Source organism: uncultured Hymenobacter sp., from assembly GCF_964243305.1.
Taxonomy (GTDB): domain Bacteria; phylum Bacteroidota; class Bacteroidia; order Cytophagales; family Hymenobacteraceae; genus Hymenobacter.
This window is the reverse complement of record NZ_CAXTEF010000010.1, coordinates 43587-60167: the sequence shown is the minus strand read 5'-3', so window position 1 is coordinate 60167 and position 16581 is coordinate 43587. Positions and strand designations below refer to the sequence as shown.

General features: G+C 62.5%; 10 protein-coding genes. All 10 read right to left on the bottom strand.

Annotation, left to right across the window (positions count from 1 at the left end):
• Positions 1-129: 129 nt before the first annotated feature.
• The 10 genes from ACFE70_RS08305 to ACFE70_RS08260 all read right to left on the bottom strand — a co-directional run bounded on the left by ACFE70_RS08305 (position 130) and on the right by ACFE70_RS08260 (position 16429).
• Entirely contained in the window at positions 130-1731 is a 1602-nt protein-coding gene (locus tag ACFE70_RS08305) for a family 43 glycosylhydrolase (protein ID WP_375417267.1), read from the bottom strand.
• A 137-nt stretch (positions 1732-1868) separates the two neighbouring features.
• The gene (locus ACFE70_RS08300; protein WP_375417266.1) at positions 1869-2969 is read right to left on the bottom strand and encodes a cellulase family glycosylhydrolase; all 1101 of its coding nucleotides are present in this window, start codon (positions 2967-2969) and stop codon (positions 1869-1871) included.
• 86 nt (positions 2970-3055) lie between these two features.
• Entirely contained in the window at positions 3056-4096 is a 1041-nt protein-coding gene (locus ACFE70_RS08295) for a family 43 glycosylhydrolase (protein WP_375417265.1), read from the bottom strand.
• 207 nt (positions 4097-4303) lie between these two features.
• Positions 4304-6382 carry a beta-L-arabinofuranosidase domain-containing protein gene (locus ACFE70_RS08290; RefSeq protein WP_375417264.1) on the bottom strand — a complete coding sequence of 693 codons (2079 nt, stop codon included), beginning with the start codon at positions 6380-6382 and terminating at the stop codon, positions 4304-4306.
• Between the two features lie 173 nt (positions 6383-6555).
• Entirely contained in the window at positions 6556-7740 is a 1185-nt protein-coding gene (locus ACFE70_RS08285; RefSeq protein ID WP_375417263.1) for a sialidase family protein, read from the bottom strand.
• Between the two features lie 110 nt (positions 7741-7850).
• Positions 7851-8918, bottom strand: a complete 1068-nt coding sequence (locus ACFE70_RS08280; RefSeq protein WP_375417262.1) for a family 43 glycosylhydrolase — start codon at positions 8916-8918, stop codon at positions 7851-7853.
• Positions 8919-9209: 291 nt separating this feature from the next.
• Positions 9210-10421 carry a right-handed parallel beta-helix repeat-containing protein gene (locus ACFE70_RS08275; protein WP_375417261.1) on the bottom strand — a complete coding sequence of 404 codons (1212 nt, stop codon included), beginning with the start codon at positions 10419-10421 and terminating at the stop codon, positions 9210-9212.
• A gap of 60 nt (positions 10422-10481) precedes the next feature.
• Complete coding sequence (locus ACFE70_RS08270; RefSeq protein ID WP_375417260.1) at positions 10482-11597, bottom strand: glycoside hydrolase family 43 protein; 1116 nt, start codon at positions 11595-11597, stop codon at positions 10482-10484.
• A 131-nt stretch (positions 11598-11728) separates the two neighbouring features.
• A complete protein-coding gene (locus ACFE70_RS08265) occupies positions 11729-13243 on the bottom strand; it encodes a RagB/SusD family nutrient uptake outer membrane protein (protein WP_375417259.1) in 1515 nt (504 codons plus the stop codon).
• A 66-nt stretch (positions 13244-13309) separates the two neighbouring features.
• Complete coding sequence (locus tag ACFE70_RS08260) at positions 13310-16429, bottom strand: SusC/RagA family TonB-linked outer membrane protein (protein WP_375417258.1); 3120 nt, start codon at positions 16427-16429, stop codon at positions 13310-13312.
• Positions 16430-16581: the final 152 nt, after the last annotated feature.

Sequence of the window (16581 nt, the reverse complement as noted above, 5' to 3'; positions counted from 1 at the left end):
CCAAATATACAATAAATTGATTTTATTGTACCGCCTTGAGCGACTTGTTAAAGTTTTATTTTAAATAATCATAGGTTCTTGGCCGAATGAGCCCTCATTCGCCGCGGGCGGTCCGGCCGGCCGCGGCGCCTACTTCGCGCCGTTGCTGACGGCGAACCGCTCAAATACGGCCGTGGCCGTGACCGGCCCGCGGGCCATTACGCCGGCGCGCACGCCCCGGTCCCAGGGGGGTAGGAAATCACCGCTCACGGCCTGGCCATCGGCGGGCAGCGGGTGCCAGGCCTGGCCATCGGCGCTCCAGGCAAAGCGGTACTGGTCGCCGTCCCGCACCTGATAGCGCAGCTGCACTGCCTGGCCGGCGCCGGTGAGCGGCATCTGGGCCAGGGTTTCGCGCTTGCCGGCTTTGGTTTGCACGAGGCCAATTTTGCCGCCTTCCACCGTCAGGGCCAGCGTGTTGGCCGGGTCGCCGAGGGCAGCCAGGCCGGCGCTGGCGCCGGCCGGCAGCGCGGCCGGGCGCAGCAGCGTGGTGCTGGCCGTGTAGGCCGCGGCCACCGTGGACCGGCCCAGCGCCGCGCCGCCCGCAGTGGGCTGGGCTTGCAGCCTGAGCTGCCCGCCGCTGAGCGCAAAGGTGGGCTGGTTTTCGACCGGCCACTGCCAGGAGGGGGGTAGGGACTGGCCCTCAAACTCGTCGCGCACGGCCAGGGCCGCCAGGCGGGCGGCCGGCACAGCCGGCGCGGGCGTGCTGTGCTGATTCAAAAACTCCGGCCAGCCGGCCGCCGTCCAGGTAAACTCACTCAGCACGCCCTGCCGGCCCACGTTCTCGAACGAGCCCCCGGTCTGGTAGGCGTGGTGCAGCATAAACCAGCGGCCGTCTTTCTCGACGGCCGTGCCGTGGCCGGGGCAGGTCCAGGTTTCGTTTTTGACGAGGATGGGGTTCTGCGCGTATTTCTCCCAGGGGCCGAGCAGGTTGCGGGCGCGGGCCACGCCCGTGGCGTAGGTGCAGCCGCTGCCGCAGCAGCCGTTGCCGGCGTAGAACATATAGAAGTAACCTGCGCGCCGCACCAGGCTGGGGCCCTCGATGAGGTTGCCTTCCCAGGGCACATCGTTGCGCAGCAGCTCCTTTTTCTCGCCGATGAGGGCCGTGCGCCCGGCGTTCATTTCCTGCGCCCAGATGGGCGTGGGCTGCTGGATGCTGTTGCCGTCCTCTTTCCAAATCAGGTAGGGTTTGCCGTTTTCGTCGCGCACCGGAAAGCCGTCAATCGAGCCGGCCGGCTGGCCCACCAGGGGGCCGTGGTCGCGGTAGGGGCCCTCGGGCTTATCGGCGCTGGCCACGCCCACGGCCAGGTTGCCGCCGCGCTGGTGGGCGGTGTAGAACACGTAGATTTTGCCATTGTCCTGGCTGATTTCGGGCGCCCAGAAGTAGTAGTCGGCCCACGCGGGCCGCGCCCGCGGAAACACGTGCCCGACCAGCTGCCAGTCGGTCAGGTTCCTGGATTTCAGGAGCGGAAACACCGGGCCCCAGTTCGAGGTGGTGGCCGTGGCCCAGTAGGTGTCGCCCACCTTCACCACCGATGGGTCGGGGTAGTCGCCGGGCAGCACGGGGTTGGGAATAACGGTGGGGGTAGGGAATGCTTTGGCCGCAGCGGGCCTGGCCGGCTGCGCCAGCGCCGGCGCTGCAACTACGGAGCAGCCGAGCCAGACCAGGGCGCGGATGGTGGGAAGGAATTTCAATAGGAAAAGGGGCTGATTGGAAGTGAAAAAAGCGGGCGGGCGGCAGCGGCCGGGCAAGAAAACAAACGGCCCGGCCCCGGCACTTTTCCGCGGGACCGGGCCGCAGCGGGCACTAGCCGCCGCCCCGTGCCCGAGCATTATTTGCCGTTGGTTTTTTTAATTAAATCCGTCTCGTCCTGCCGGTAGGGCGTGCCGTCGGGGCGGAACACTTCGTGAAACCACTCGGCCGGCTCCGAGCCGTCGGCGATGGGCACCTCCCACTGGTACTTGGTGTTGGTTTTGCCCGCTACCAGGCCCCAGTTGATGGCCCCTACGTTGCGCTTTTTGAGCAAGGGCAAAATGTTGACAAAGCGCGAGTTGCGCGGCCGGGCCATGTACTCGGTGCACACCAGCGGCCGGCCGTGGGTTTCGAGCAGCTCGATGACGCGCTGGTGGGCCGCCGCGTCGTCGTAGTTGTGGTAGGTCACCACGTCCGAGTTCAGGGCCTGGTACTTGTTCAGAGCCTCAAACTCCCAGTTCCAGAGGCCAACGCTCAGGGGCTGGTCGGGGTTGACGGCGCGGGCCCAGGCGAAGACGTTGCGCACCAAAGGCAGCGACGTGTTATTCTTGCCGTTGTTGCCCGGCTCGTTGTACAGGTCCCAGATTACGATGCGCTTGTCATTCTTAAAGCGGGTCATCACGTCCGTCACGTAGGGCCGCAGCTTGCTGAAGGTAAGCGAGTCGCGCGAGGCCGGGTCGCCGGGGTCCTGCATCCAGCCCGAGTTGTGGATGCCGGGCTTGGGCGCGGGCTGCACCCCGATTTTGGGGTCCTTGTTCCAGCAGTCATCGAAAAAGACGAGGATGGTGCCGATGCCGTGCTTGTCGGCGATGCCTAAGTACTGGTCGACGCGCTTCTTGAAGCCTTCCGGGTCTTGCTGGTAGGCCAGGCTGTGCAAAAACACGCGCATGGTGTTGAAGCCGATGCCCTGGGCATAGCCCAGCTCTTTGTCGATGGTGGCGGGGTCGAAGGTGCTGGCCTGCCACATTTCCAGCTGGTTGATGGCCGTGCTGGGCGTGAAGTTGGCGCCCGACATCCAGGCGTGGGACTTGGACCAGGCCTGGGCTTTTTCCACCGGCCAGCGCCGGCTGGCCAGCGCGCTGGCGGAGGTGGCCGCCGCGCCTTTGGTTTTGACTTTGGTTTTCTGAGCGACACCACCGAACGAGGTCAGCAGCAGGAGAAAGAGCAACAGCTTCTTCATGCGAAAGAGAGAATTAGGAAAGAGAAACAGTAAACGGTAAATGAGCTATTTGCTGAAAATGAGCTACTTATTGAGTGGCCGGGACCTTACTCACCCGAAGGCCGGGGCTGGGCCTGGGTCAGGGGTAGGGGCGCCCCGAAATCAGGCGTGCCGTCGGCGTGCCAGCTGAACTTTTGCATCCGGGCGCTGCGGCCGGCGCACTTGCCGTCGGCGGCGGCTTTGGCGTGGTACACCAGCCAGTTTTCGCGGCCGTCGGGCGAGGTGGTGAAGCTGTTGTGGCCCGTGCCCCACACGCCGTTGGCCGCCGAGGGCTGGAAGACCGGCCGCGGGGCCTTGGTCCAGGATTCGGGCCGGAGCGGGTCGCTGCCCTTGGCCGCCGTGAGCATTCCGAGGCAGTAGTTATCGTCCCAGCAGGCGCTGGCCGAATAAACAATGAGCAGTTGCCCTTTTTTGCCCGCCAGAAATTCCGGGCCTTCCAGAATCTGCCGGCCGCCGCCTTTTTCCCAGGCCAGCGTGGGCGTGGCGATGACCGCTTCCCTACCCCCCTCCAGCGTCCAGGGGTTGCGCATGGGCGCGATGGCCAGCACGCTCTGCGGCCCCACGTAGGCCGAATACACGAAGTAGCGCCGGCCGCCGTGCTCGAACACGGAGCCGTCGAGGCCAGAGTATTTCGTGTTGATTCGGCCCCGGTCAGTCCAGGTGCCGGTGGTGGGGTCGGGGCTGGCATTTTCGAGCACGAACACGTAGCGCGTCTGGTCGCTGAAGTTAGCCTTGTCGGTGGCCGTGTAGTAGAGGTACCACTTGCCGTCGAGGAAGTGCAGCTCCGGCGCCCAGATTTCGTAGGAGTTGGGCCCGGTGGCGGGGGGCGTCCACACCACTTTCGGCGGGGCGGCGGCCACCTCGCTCAGGGCCTTGGTTTTCCAGAGCGTGAGGTTGCGGCCGGTGGTGTTGGTGTAGTAATAGTAGCCGCCGTGGCGAATCACCCACGGGTCGGGGCCGTCGGCCTGCAGCGGGTTCTGGAAGGTGCGGGCGGCGGCCGAGCGCTGGGCCTGCGCCGCCGGGGTCAGCCCCACCGTGAGGGCCGCGCCAAGCAGCACTTGGCGCAGGAATGAGGGGGTAGGCGGCATAGAGAAAGCAAGAGTAAAACGGGTTGGGAAAGGACTAATCAGGATAAAAAGGCGGTCATGCAGAGCGCAGCGAAGCATCTCGCTCATAGCAGTAATTCAATCGTGAGGTCAAGCTGATTACTGCCGTGAGCGAGATGCTTCGCTGCGCTCTGCATGACGTTCTTCTTTATTTAGTTGACAAACTATGAAACAACCGCTCACCTGTCATTACTTCGCCCCCGCTGGGCTGGGCACGACGGGAAAGGCCACGACGCGCAGCGTGGTGCAGCCGTAGGGAATCAGCGTAATCGGCTCCGCTTCGGCGCTGACTTCGCCCTTGTACACCTCATCGCGGGCCGTGACGGGCTGCGTAGCCACGTCCTCAGCGAGGCGCCAGGCCGGGATGCGGCGGCCGGTGGCCTTGATTTCGAGGGGCGTGCGCTCGGCGCTCCAGACCGAGCCGGGCTGGTTGGACTGGAAAGGCTTTTGGGTGAGAGTCAGCGTCTTCTCCGGGCTCGCAATGATGTTTTGCGGCAGCCCGTAGTTCCAGGGCGCGGCGGGCCGGTACTCGTAGTAGTCGCCTTCTTCCTTGATGGCGCCCTTGGTTTGGGCATGGGGCACTTTGAGGGCGTACACGAGCGGGCCGCGCTCGACGGCGCGCGAGTTGCGGGCCCAGCGCGAGGCGGTCAGGGGCATGGGCAGGGCCAGCGTCAGCACGTCCTGGTTTTTCCACTCCCGATTCAGGGTCACGACCTGGCCACCTTTTTCTTTTTGCAAAAGCTTGCCATTCAGACTGATGCTGGCCTGCGGGCACCACGCCGGAATGCGCAAGGCCAGCGGAAAGCGGGCCCTACCCCTGGTCTGGATGGTGAAGCGCACCTGGTCCTCAAACGGGTAGCCGGTGTCTTCGCGCACCGTCACGGGCTGGCCGCCGGCCGTGGTACGCAGCACGCTGGGCGCGTATTCGAGGGCGGCCAGGCCACCGGCGGGCAGGCCGTACCAGAGGTGCGAGGTGAACTTGGTCCAGCCCTGGTGCTGGTTGGCCGTGCAGCAGGTGTAGCCCGCGTAGGGGCCGAACACGTTGTTCATGCCCCGGTCGAAGGGCAGCGAAAAATCCGACACGCCGCGCACGACCTGCACCTGATTGGCCACCTGGAAATACTGGCGGTTCTGGAAGTCGTCGCTCGTTTGGGCCGGCAGGGCGTTGTAGGTCATGCGCTCCAAAGCGTCCATGTAGAGCGGCTCGCCGGTGATGGCAATGGCCTGCTCCAGCGAGTACATGGTCTCGACGATGGCGCACAGCTCGGTGCCCTGGGTGGGCAGGTTGCCGTGCAGGTCCTCATCGGCCGAAAACATGCCCATCGGCAGCCCGTGCAGGGTCATCAAATCCTGCCAGCCCGTGCGCAGGGCCTGGGCGTCCTGGGGGTTGCCGGTGGCCTGGTAGCGGACGACGGGCAGCTTCAGGCCCTGGCCCACGTTCACGCCGTGGCGCAGCATCCACTGCTCGCCGGTCTGATTGGCGGCGGCCTGCATGGCCCAGTCGCGGCCGGCTAACAGCTGCGTCCAGGGCGTGGTTTGCTGCACGAGCAAATCGCCGAGGTCGAGCAGGAACGGGTCGCGGGTCTGATTATAGAGCCAATACACGATTTCGAGGTTGTCGCCGCCGCGGGCCTGGCTCCACTCGCTCCACTTCACCAGCGGGCAGGCGGGCAGGGTGCGGAGCTGGTACTGAAAATAGCGGGTCATAAAGGGCAGCACCCGCGGGTCTTGGGTGGCCTGGTAGTGCTGCTTGAGCACCTTGAGCATAATCATGCGCGGCCACCAGTCCTCGCCCTGCGCCCCGCTGATGTCGGTGGTTTGGCCGGCCGGCTGCTCGGCTTTGGTCAGGGGACCGAAGTAGCCGCCGGGCCGCTGGTGGTCCAGGGTCCAGTCGACGTAGCGCTGCACCTTGGCTTTGAGCCGGGCGTCATCGACCAAGTAAGCCAGCGGCAGGGCGCCATCGAGCCAGTAGGGCGTTTCCTCCCAGCCGTCACCCTGGCCGCCGAGCCAGCCGTTGTCGTCGCGCAGCTTCGGGTAAAACTCATCGAGGTGGCCGGTGGCGCCCGCGCTCATGGTCAGCAGCTGCTGGCGCAGCCAACCCTGGGGCTTCACGGCGCCCAGGGGCAGCTCGACGTATTTGGGCGCCAGCAGCGGGCCGCGGGCGGGCGCGGCGGGACTGCCTTGGCTCTGGCCATGAGCCCCCGGCACCAGCCCGGCGGCTAGCAGCCCGGCGGCCAGCAGACGGCTTTTCATCGAGGAAGTAGTCATAGCGAGGCGGGGTTGCTGCGTAAAAACTTTCGGCCCAAAGTGCCGGCTCCTTAGCTATAGGCTGGCTAACTGTAGGGTGCGGGGCTCGCCCCCACCCGGCGCGTGAACAATTAATTGTATGACTCGCTAACAAAAGGCGCTGGCGCCGGGCGGGGGCAAGCCCCGCACCTACCTCACTTGGCGCGGTGCGGTGCCCGGCCGGCTTTGGCCCGCGCCGGGGGGGTAGGGGCCGGCAGCGCGGCGGTCTGGTAGAACGCCTGGCACTTGTCGCCCACAAACCTGAGGGCCACTTCCAGCACCGTCAGGCCATCGGCGGCGGGCAGCAGCTGCGAGCTGTAGTTGGGACAGGGGTTGTCTTTGGCGTCGGGCACGGGCACGGGCGCCGGCACTTCGGTCCAGGGGCCAGCGCCGTTCTGGGCGTTCACCATGTACACGCGGCCGTTGTCGGCGGCCACGGCGTTGTCGGCGTTATTAAGCAGCAGTTGGCCGATGAGCAGCAGTTGGCCGTTGGGGTTGCCCTTCTGAGGTGCCCAGGCCACGGTGGGGGCGTGGGCGAAGTGGTGGCCGGCCGTGGACTCGACGCGGGTGCCGGGGTCGACGAGGTTGCCCCAGCGCACGCCGTCGGGCGAGGTGCGCACGTAGGCGTCGCAGCCCAGGCCGCAGATTTCGTAGCTCATCAGGTAGCGGCCGTCGGGCAGGCGCCGCACGATGGGCATTCCGGGGCGCTGCCGGCCGTCGTTCAGGCCCACGTCCAGCACTTCTTCGCCCCAGGTCAGGCCGCCGTCGGCCGAGACTTTATGGGCCAGCATCTGGTTATAGCCGGCGGCCTTGCGCTCCTCGCTCGAATAATAGACCACCAGCCGGCCCTGCGCATCCACATTGAATTCCGGCTCCCACAGCCCGATGAAGCCGCTGACCGGCGTCGAGAAATACGCCCAGCTGCGCCCGCCATCCAGGCTGCGGTAGAGGCGAATCGAACACGGGCCGCGCCCGCCCTGGTCGGTGCCCACCGACGTGGCCCAGAACAGCGTGCCGGCCGCCGTGGCGCCCAGCGGCTGCGGCACTTCCCAGAGGCCGGAGCAGCAACTGCGCGGCGGCGTGGTTTCAGTCACCTCGGCTACGGGCTGCCAGGTCCGGCCGTTGTCGGGGCTCTCGTAGATGGCGCCGGCCTTGCCCACGTCGAAGCTGGCCAGCAGCCGGCCCTTGGCGGAGCCGTGCGCCAGGCGAATGACGCGGGGGTAGTAGGTGGGCCGATTGAGCGGCAAGGCTGTTTGGGCGGCAACCGGGGCGGCCAGCGTTAGCATCAGCGCCGCCAGGGGGGGTAGGCGGCGCAGCGGGGAAGAGCGGTTAGCTACCATCGGGGAAAGTAGGGTGCGGGGCTCGCCCCCGCCCGGCGCGTGAACGATAATTGTTGATTGGTGCAACTCATTAATTCGGCGCGAACGCCGGGCGGGGGCGAACCCCGCCCCTACTCGCCGCTGGGCTTGGGCAACGCCAGGCCGGTGGCGACGGGCGCGCCGAAGTTGGGCGTGTCGTCGGCGTTCCAGGTGAAGGGCTGCATCCGGGGGTTGCGGGCGTCGCCGCAACGCTGACCAGCCCGCAGATTAGCGTGGTAAATCAGCCAGTCCTGGGTGCCGTCTTTGGATTGGAAAAAGCCGTTGTGGCCCGGTCCGAATGCTCGGCTGGCCGGAGTTGTCACGAAAATGGGCGTCGCCGATTTGGTCCAGGACTCTGGCAGCATCGGGTCGGCGGTGGTGGCGCAGGTGAGCAGGCCCAGGGCGTAGTCGTCGGTTTCGCAGTGGCTGGCTGAATAAACGAGGTTGGTTTTGGCGCCGTGCTTGATGATTTCGGGGCCCTCGTTCACCGCTACGGGGCCGCTGCGCTCCCAGCCGTACTGCGGGCGGCTCAGCTCGACGCGCGGGCCGGTCAGGGTCCAGGGATTTTCCATCTTCGAGATGTAGAGCCGCTGCTCGTTGGTGCCGTTGTTTTCGTGGCCTGACCAGAGGGCGTAGCGGCTGTCGTTCTGCTCGAAAACGCTCATGTCAATAGCCCAGAAATCTTCCGATAGGCTGAAGATGCGGCCCTTCTCAGTCCAGGTGCGGGTGGTGGGGTCGGCGTTGGCGTTTTCCAGCACCCACGAGCGCTGCTGGCCCACGTTGCCCGGCCCGGCCGTGAAGTAGATGTACCACTTGCCATCGAGAAAGTGCAGCTCCGGTGCCCACACATCCTGCGAGTAGTTGCCCGTAGCCGGCGCGCGCCACACCACCGTGCTCGGCGCCGAGCCTAGCGCTGACATCTTAGCCGTTTTGCGCAGCGTGACGTTGCCGCCAGTCGTGTTCGTGTAGTAGTAAAAGCCGTCCTTTTCGTACACCCACGGGTCGGGGCCGCTGGCCAGCAGCGGATTAACGAACGTGGTACTGACGACTGGCGGCGTCGGGGGCGGGGTAGGCTTAGGGTCCGACGAGCCATTGGAGCAGGCCAGCAGATTCAGCGCGAGCAAGGGGCCGGCCAGGCGCCGGAACAGGAGACTAGTCAAGGGTGGGAGGGGCATTTAGAGCGGTTCTCAGGTCAGTGTGCAGGGCTGAATCGTCTGACTCCCCCTCTCCTTTTTCGGAGAGGGGGCCGGGGGGTGAGGCGAAACGCGAAGGGCAACTGTACACCAACTTGGGAACCGCTCTAAGTGGAAGATTTATTTGCAAGCAACGGTTGGGTGCCGCTCAATCTATCAGGCATAATCAGCAAGTCACGTTGCGGGGCGGGAGTTGCTTTGTTTAGCTTATCACGGCAGGCAGGATTTGGCCTACGACCCGGCTGCTTACCCCCATCCCTAGCGCGCCACGACCAGCTTGCGCGTTGCCACGGCCGTTGGCGTGGCGACCGTCACGAGATAAATTCCCGCACCGGGCAGCTGCGCCTGATTGAGCTTCACCGGCTGCCCATCGCCGGCCAGCGCCTGCCGGTACACGGTGCGGCCCCGCACATCCTGAATGGTGAGGCTCGTGGCGCCGCGCAGGTCGGCGTCCAGCGTCAGGGTCACGAACTCCCGCGCCGGGTTGGGCGCCAGCGCCAGCGCCGTGGCCGCCAAGCGGGCCGGGCTGGTGGCCAGCAGCTCGGCATCGGAGTAGATAATCATCTGCGGGCCGCGGCGGTTGTTGAGCAGCTCGTTGTTCTGGAAGCCGGTGTTAGTGTTGCGAAACTGCGTCCAGCGCTCTAGAATGCCGTAGCCCTCGTTGTTATTGATGTGGTTGTTGCTCACCACCGTGCCGTCGCAGCCGCCGATGTTGTTCTGAAATGTGATGCCGCTGCGAAAGCGGGTGAAGTCGATGGTGTTATTGTCGAGGCGGTTGCCGTTGGCGAAGTCAATCCCTACCCCCCCTACCCCGCGGTCGGCGGTGTTGTTGAGGTGAATCCAGTTATTCGTCACCACATTATTGTGGCTGCGAATATCGATGGTCAGCCCCTCGGCCCCGTTTTCGTAGATTCTGTTATCCTGAATGATACCGTCGGAGTGCCCGTTCTGAGAGATGCCGACCATGTAGTTGTAGTACACTGAGCAGCCGATAACGATGTTGCGGGCGCACACGGGGTTGCCGCTATTGTGCAGCAGGATGCCCGCGCCTAGCCCCGCGGCGCTGCCGCAATTATGGATTTTGCTGTTCGAGACCGTGTTGTGCTGTCCGTAGAGGAGGATGCCGGCTTCGGGCAAGTTACCGCCGTCGATTTCCAGTAAATCGAACACGTTGTCGTTGCCCGAAACCTCAAACGCCGCCGCGTTGTAAGTATTGGGCGCCTTGCGCAGCACGGCCGCCGCCTCACCCCGGATAGTGATGCCGTTCTTGCCCACCGGCAGCCGGATGGGCGTCGTGATATAATGGTCGCCGGTCCGCAGCACGATAATGTCGCCAGCCACAGCCTGGTCCACCAGCGCCTGCAGCGCGGCGCTGTTGCTGGGGGCACTCAGATAGTAGGTGGCGGCATGGCTGGTGTGGGCCATGCAGGCCAGTAGCATGAGCACCAACAGTGAGTAAAGGGATTTCATAAGTAGGTTGATGAGAAGAGGGGGGTAGGGAAATAACTGAAAGTCGAAGAGCCGCCGGCCCTAGCGGGCCCACGTTGCTGGCGCGGGCTGCGCCGTGCCAGACGGCGTGGCCGCCAGGCGGGGCCAGCCGTCCGCGCCGTATTCCAAACGGTCGAGCAGCATCACCCGGCGCGAACCTTCCTGCTCGGCATTGACGGCGGTAAAGGTTTTGCGACCCGTATCGATGGCGTGGTAAGCCAGCCACGGCTGCCCGGCCGCGTCCGTCACTACCGAGTTGTGGCCAGGCGCCAGCCACCGCTCGCTGCGCGCCAGCACCGTGCGGCGCTGCCCGCCCGTGGCCTGGGCCAGCGTCTGAAACGGGCCAGTGGCGCTGCGCGAGCGGGCGGCCATCACGGCGTAGTGGGCCTTGTCGCCGCAGCAGTTGTCGCCCGAAAACAGCAGGTAGTACCAGCCGTCGTGGTAGGTTACCCAGCTGCCTTCCACCAGCTTCTGGTAGTTGTCGGGGTCGTCATCCTTGATAGGAAAAATCAGGTCCATCACCTGGCTGCCCGGCGCAAATGAAACGCGGTCCGGGGCCAGCTCCCGCACCTTGAGCGGCCCAAATCCCGAGCCCCAATACAGCAGCCGCTTGCCCGTCGCCGGGTCGTCAAACTGCATCGGGTCGATGTTGACAAAGCCCGTCCCGCATTGCAGCGGCGCGGCCGTGGGCGTAAACGGGCCAGCCGGCGAGGTGGCCGTAGCCACGGCCAGGCACAGGCCGGCTTCGGCATCTTTCTTCCCTACGGCGCTGTTGGGTTTGGCCGAAAAATACAGGTAGTAGGTGCCGCCCACCTCGCTCACGTGCGGTGCCCAGAACGAATCCGTCTGGCTGGCCCAGGCCGGTTTGACCGGCAGCGCATCGCCCACGTAGTCCCAGCGCACCAAATCAGCCGAGCGGGCCACCTGGATGTTTATCACCTGGCCCGCGCGCCGCGTCTCGGTGGCGTAGGCGTAGTAAAAGCCATCGGCCGCGCGGATGATGGTCGGGTCAGCAAAGTCCTCGTTCCAGACCGGGTTAGTATAGGTAGCCGTTGGGCCAGCCGCCGTAGTTGCGGCGGCTTGGCCGGTGGCGGGGGGGGTAGGGCGGGCGCAGCCTGCCAGCAGCCCAGTGACAAGCAGGAGAAGCGCGTGTTTCATTTGCAGGAAAGCATTACTAAATTGTCATTGCGCGGTAGCAAAAAGCCGGCGGACCTTGAACCTTGAGTTTTTACTTCGCAGGTTCTTCGTCCGCCGGCTTTGCTACTCATGGAGTGAGATGACCACCCACTTTACCAGTTGGGGTTTTGCGTCAAGTTTTGGTCAATGTCCAAGTCGGTGCGAGGCAGCGGCAACAAGGCTGACTTGCCCGGAACAAAGTTGGAAAAGTCCGAATCCCGAACCTTCACCTGGTCCACACCCGCCTGATTATCGAGCAGACCCGAACGAGTCAAATCAAAAAAGCGAGTGCCTTCCCCAGCCAGTTCCTTGGCGCGCTCCTGCTGAAGCTGAGTCTTCATCTGCGTCTGGCTGAATGAGTCGGTCAGCGGCGCCAAACCCACGCGTGTCCGCACTCGGTTGATGAACGGCACAGCGGCGGCCGGCTGGCCTTGCTCGTTCAGTGCTTCAGCCTGCATCAGCAGTACATCGGCGTAGCGGATAACCCGAATGTTGATGCCAGAGTGGTAGTTCTCGAAATTACGAGTTCGGTCGTTCTGATACTTGCGCCAGAACAATTCATCCCTATCAAAATTACCGTCCTTATCCGCAAAGCGCTTCGCGTAGGTTTCGCCATAAATGGGCATCGACGAATTGAATACCGTGATGTCACGGCGAGGGTCCGGGTCACCAGAGACCGTATTTTCCGTAAACTGTTCATATACCCAGCGCCGGGGCTGTCCATCGCTCCAGCCAATGCCACGGGGACCAAAGAACTGCGCTCGATTGTTGCCTTCCGAGCCGTTTAACGCGTCCTGTGCATCGCCCTGCAGCGCGTCCGAGAACTGCACCTCAAACACTGACTCGCTATTGTTCTCGTTGGCCGCCGTAAAATTGTCAAGGTAATTGGCGACCAACTGGTACTTTTCGGAGTCAATGACTTTTTTGAATTGCGCTGAAGCTTCGGCCCACTTGCGCTGCTGCATGTACACTTTGCCCATCAGGGCCTGCGCAGCCCCTTTGGAAGCGCGGCCCCGGTCATTGCCTACGTAGTCCGATACCAGCGGCAGGCCGGCTTCTGCCATGACCAGGTCGGCCAGCACTTGCGCGTAGTTCGATTCTATGGTGCCCTGGGGTGCCCGCGTAGAAGTTGTGGGGACTTCCAGAATCATTGGCACATTGCCGTAGAGCGCAGTCAGGTTGAAGTAGTAGAGGGCCCGCAGGAAGTAAGCCTCCGCCAGCAGGCGTGTCTTCATCTTCTCATCCATCGTAATGCCCGGCACGTTAGCGATGATTTGGTTGCAGCGATACACGCCCCGGTAGTGGTCGGTCCAGATGCTGGCCGAGGGCTCGAAATTGTAGTCCAGCTGAATGAACCGGGTGAAGTTGGCTAGGTCCGTCCAAGGGCTTTTGCTGTAGCCTTCGTCCGAGCGCAAATCCAGTGCAAACCAAATCCAGCGGCTGTACGTGCCGGGTAGCTGCAAGGCGCCGTAGGCCGAGTTCACTGACCTGACGGCATCATTCTGGTTTTGCCAGAAGGTCGAGGTCGCGGGCTGATTCGGATTTACTTTCTCCAGCAAATCTTTATCGCAGCTGCCCAGCAACAGCGTGCTGGCCAGCGCGGCAGTAGTAAGCTTAACTAGTTTCATGGGGTAGGAAATAATTAAAATTTGAGGTCATTCTTCAAATACCGGAGCCAGCTTTACCTAAGCTAACTAAAAGCCGAGCTGAACTCCTCCGGTAAAGGTGCGCAGATTAGGGAAGGAGCTAAAGTCCACGCCGCGCTCGAAGAAGTTTCCGTTGACCACTTCCGGGTCGGGGCCGCTGTACTTGCTAAAAGTCAGCACGTTCTGGCCAGTCACATACACGCGCAGGCTATTGAAGCCTTTCACTTTGCCGGTCAGCGACTGCGGGAAGGTGTAGCCAATCTGAATGTTCTTCAGTCGCAGGTAGGATCCGTTCTCCAGAAAGCGAGAACTGCCGCGAGCATTAGAAGCCGCGGCCTCCTGCAATTGCGGCGTGATGCCGCCGCCCTGCAGGGCCCGCGGCGTGGTGGTAGAGGGCGCATCGGGCCGCCAAGGCGTAAAGTCCGCCCGGAAGTTGGATGGGTCATCGGTGCGGTCCATCGTGGCGCGGGCAATGTTGAAAAGCTGATTACCGCCTACCCCCTGAAACAGGAGGGAGACGTCAACGCCCTTGTAGCCAGCGTTGGCACTGACGCCGTACTGAATTTTGGGCACCGAGGTATCGTAGAAAATCCGGTCCGAATCGTTGATTACCCCGTCGCCGTTTGAGTCGCGGTAGCGGGCATCGCCAGGAGCAGCGTAGGGCTGAATAACTTTGCCATCTGCGTTAACGTGCTGGGTAACCTCTTCCTGCGTCTGGAATACACCATCGAACGGAATCAGAAAGAAGGAGCCAACCGGGTGACCGGCCTGTGTGCGGGTAACTCCGCTCGGAATGTTCTGTCCTTCGGCGGAAAGACGCAACACTTCGTTCTTAATGGTCGTCAGGTTCCCGGATATGCCGTAGGTGAACGCACTGCGGTTATCCTGATAGCCCAGTTGCAATTCAAACCCTTTGTTTTCAATATCGCCAATATTGACAAAGGGCGGCGGTCCGAAGCTGCCTAGGTAGATGGGCAACAGGGGGTTTACGAGCGCATCCTCGGTCCGGGAAACGTAGTAATCGGCCGACAGCGAGATGCGATTATCGAAAAGACCCAAGTCCATGCCGTAGTTGGTCGTGTAGCGCGATTCCCACTTGATGTTATCACTCGGAATGTAGGTCTGGATGGAACCCCCGATGAGGGCGTTGCCATCTAATACGTAATTGGCGTTCTGGTTGATTACGCCCTGAAACTGGTACTCCCCGATACCGTCGTTGCCGTTTACGCCGTAGCTGAAGCGTGCTTTCAGGTTGCTGATGAAGGGCGCGGACTCTTTGATAAAGCTCTCCTCGCTGATGCGCCAGCCGATGGAGCCGGCCCCAAAATTACCGTAGCGGTTGTCAGGGTTGAAGCGGGAAGAGCCATCCCGCCGGAAGCTGCCCGTGAGCAGGTAGCGGTTTTTGTAATCATAGACTGCCTGCGTAAAGTAAGAGCGCTTGGCATTTTCAAACTCCTCGCCGAACAGCTCCGTGCCCGTGGTGCCAGCGCTAAGCTGAAAGTTGTAGTTAGGCCCGTTGCCGTAGCCCCGGTTGACGCCCCGGATGTACTCGTTGCGTCCTCGCTGCTCAGAGTAGCCTAGGATTACGTTCACGCCGTGGTCGCCAATTCGCTTGTTGAAATTCAGAATATTCTCCAGAATTAGGAAGGAGTTGTCGCCCCGCTGTTCGAGCAGAAACGACTGGTACTCGTTTTGCGGCTGATTCTGGTTGGTGCGACCAAACTTGCGGGCGTTGCGGTCGGTGTAAGCCAGATTGTCTACTCCAACGTTCAAGCGGTACGAGAGAAAATCGAAGAAAGAATACTCCGCGTTGATACTGCCTTGCAGGCGATTGTTGTACTGAGTTTCGTCCCGAATAAGCTGGGCGGCCACCGGATTGGTCCCGAACGTGTTGGCAGCGGCATTGCCGTAGCCATAGCCGGCCGTAAACACAGGTGCTTCAGTAGAGTCGTACACCGGAATCGTAGGCAGCAGCCGGATGGCATCCTGAAAGGGCGCGCCGGTGGGCAAGCTAGTGCGAGCGTGGGTAAGTTGCACGGCTTCGCTAAGCTTAAGGCGGCCTACCGTTAATCCCGAGTTCAGGCGTAGCGTGTAGCGTTTGAAGTCAGTCCCAATTAGGGCTCCTTTTTGATTAAAAAAGCCCCCGGAAACCAGAAAGTTAGTGGTGTATTTATCACCGTTGGAGCCGCCCGAGAAATTAAGGTTATAATCCTGCACAGTACCCGTGCGGAGGATTTTGGCCTGCCAATCAGTGTCAGCGTAATTAGCTGGATTTTGGGCCGAAGCCAATGGTGTTAAACCAGCGTTCCGGTAGGCTTCACTGCTGAAGGCAGCCCACTCACTGGCATTGGTCAAGTCCCAGCGGTCGACGGTGTTTTGAACCCCAGCATAGGCATTAAAGCCTAACACTGGCTTGCCAGCCTTGCCTTTTTTCGTGGTAATAATGACTACACCATTGGCGCCGCTAGAGCCGTAGATGGACGTAGAAGAAGCATCTTTCAGAACGGTCAGCGATTCGATATCCGACGGGTTTAAGTCGCGAATAGTGCTGGTCCAAAGGCCGTCGATGACGTATAGCGGCGCGCTGCCACCGTTGAGCGTTCCAATGCCCCGGATGTTAACAATCGGGGCTTGGCCAGGAGTGCCGCCATTATAAATCTGCACCCCCGTCGTGCGGCCCTGTATGGCTTCAGTGATGGTTGCTACCGGCGCCCTTTTGGCCGCTACTACATCGACCGGCGCAACAGCACTCGATAAGTTCTGGCGGTCCTGGCTGACGTAGCCCAGCACCACCACGTCACCGAGCTGCTGATTATCCGTAGCCAGCGACACATTAACGCTAGTGCGGCCGGCGACGGCAATTTCCTGATTCACATAGCCGATGGAGGAAATCACAAGCGTGGCGCCATCCGGCACATCGAGGCTGAAGGTGCCGTCGGCGCCAGTGGAGGTGCCTGTCGTGGTGCCTTTCACGAGCACCGTAACGCCGGGCAGCCCCTCGCCTTTGTCGTCGGTGATGCGCCCGGAAACCACCTGCGTGGGCCGGGCGGAAAGTTCGTGGGTGGGGCCGGTGGGCCAGGGGGCCCGTTTAGCAGCGGTGCCCACCAGCGGCAGGCAGCACAGCAAGGCCGGGAGCGCCAGCGAGCCGGAGCAAGGTATACGCTTCATCATAAAAGAGGAGAAAATGTGAGGAAGAAAACCGCGAAAGCCGGACACAACTACTCAACTGCTTCTTCATTGTGCAAACGATTGCACAAATCAACACATAAATTTGGAAAACCCACTTTGTTATTTGGATGATGCAAAAACTGCTGCCCAGC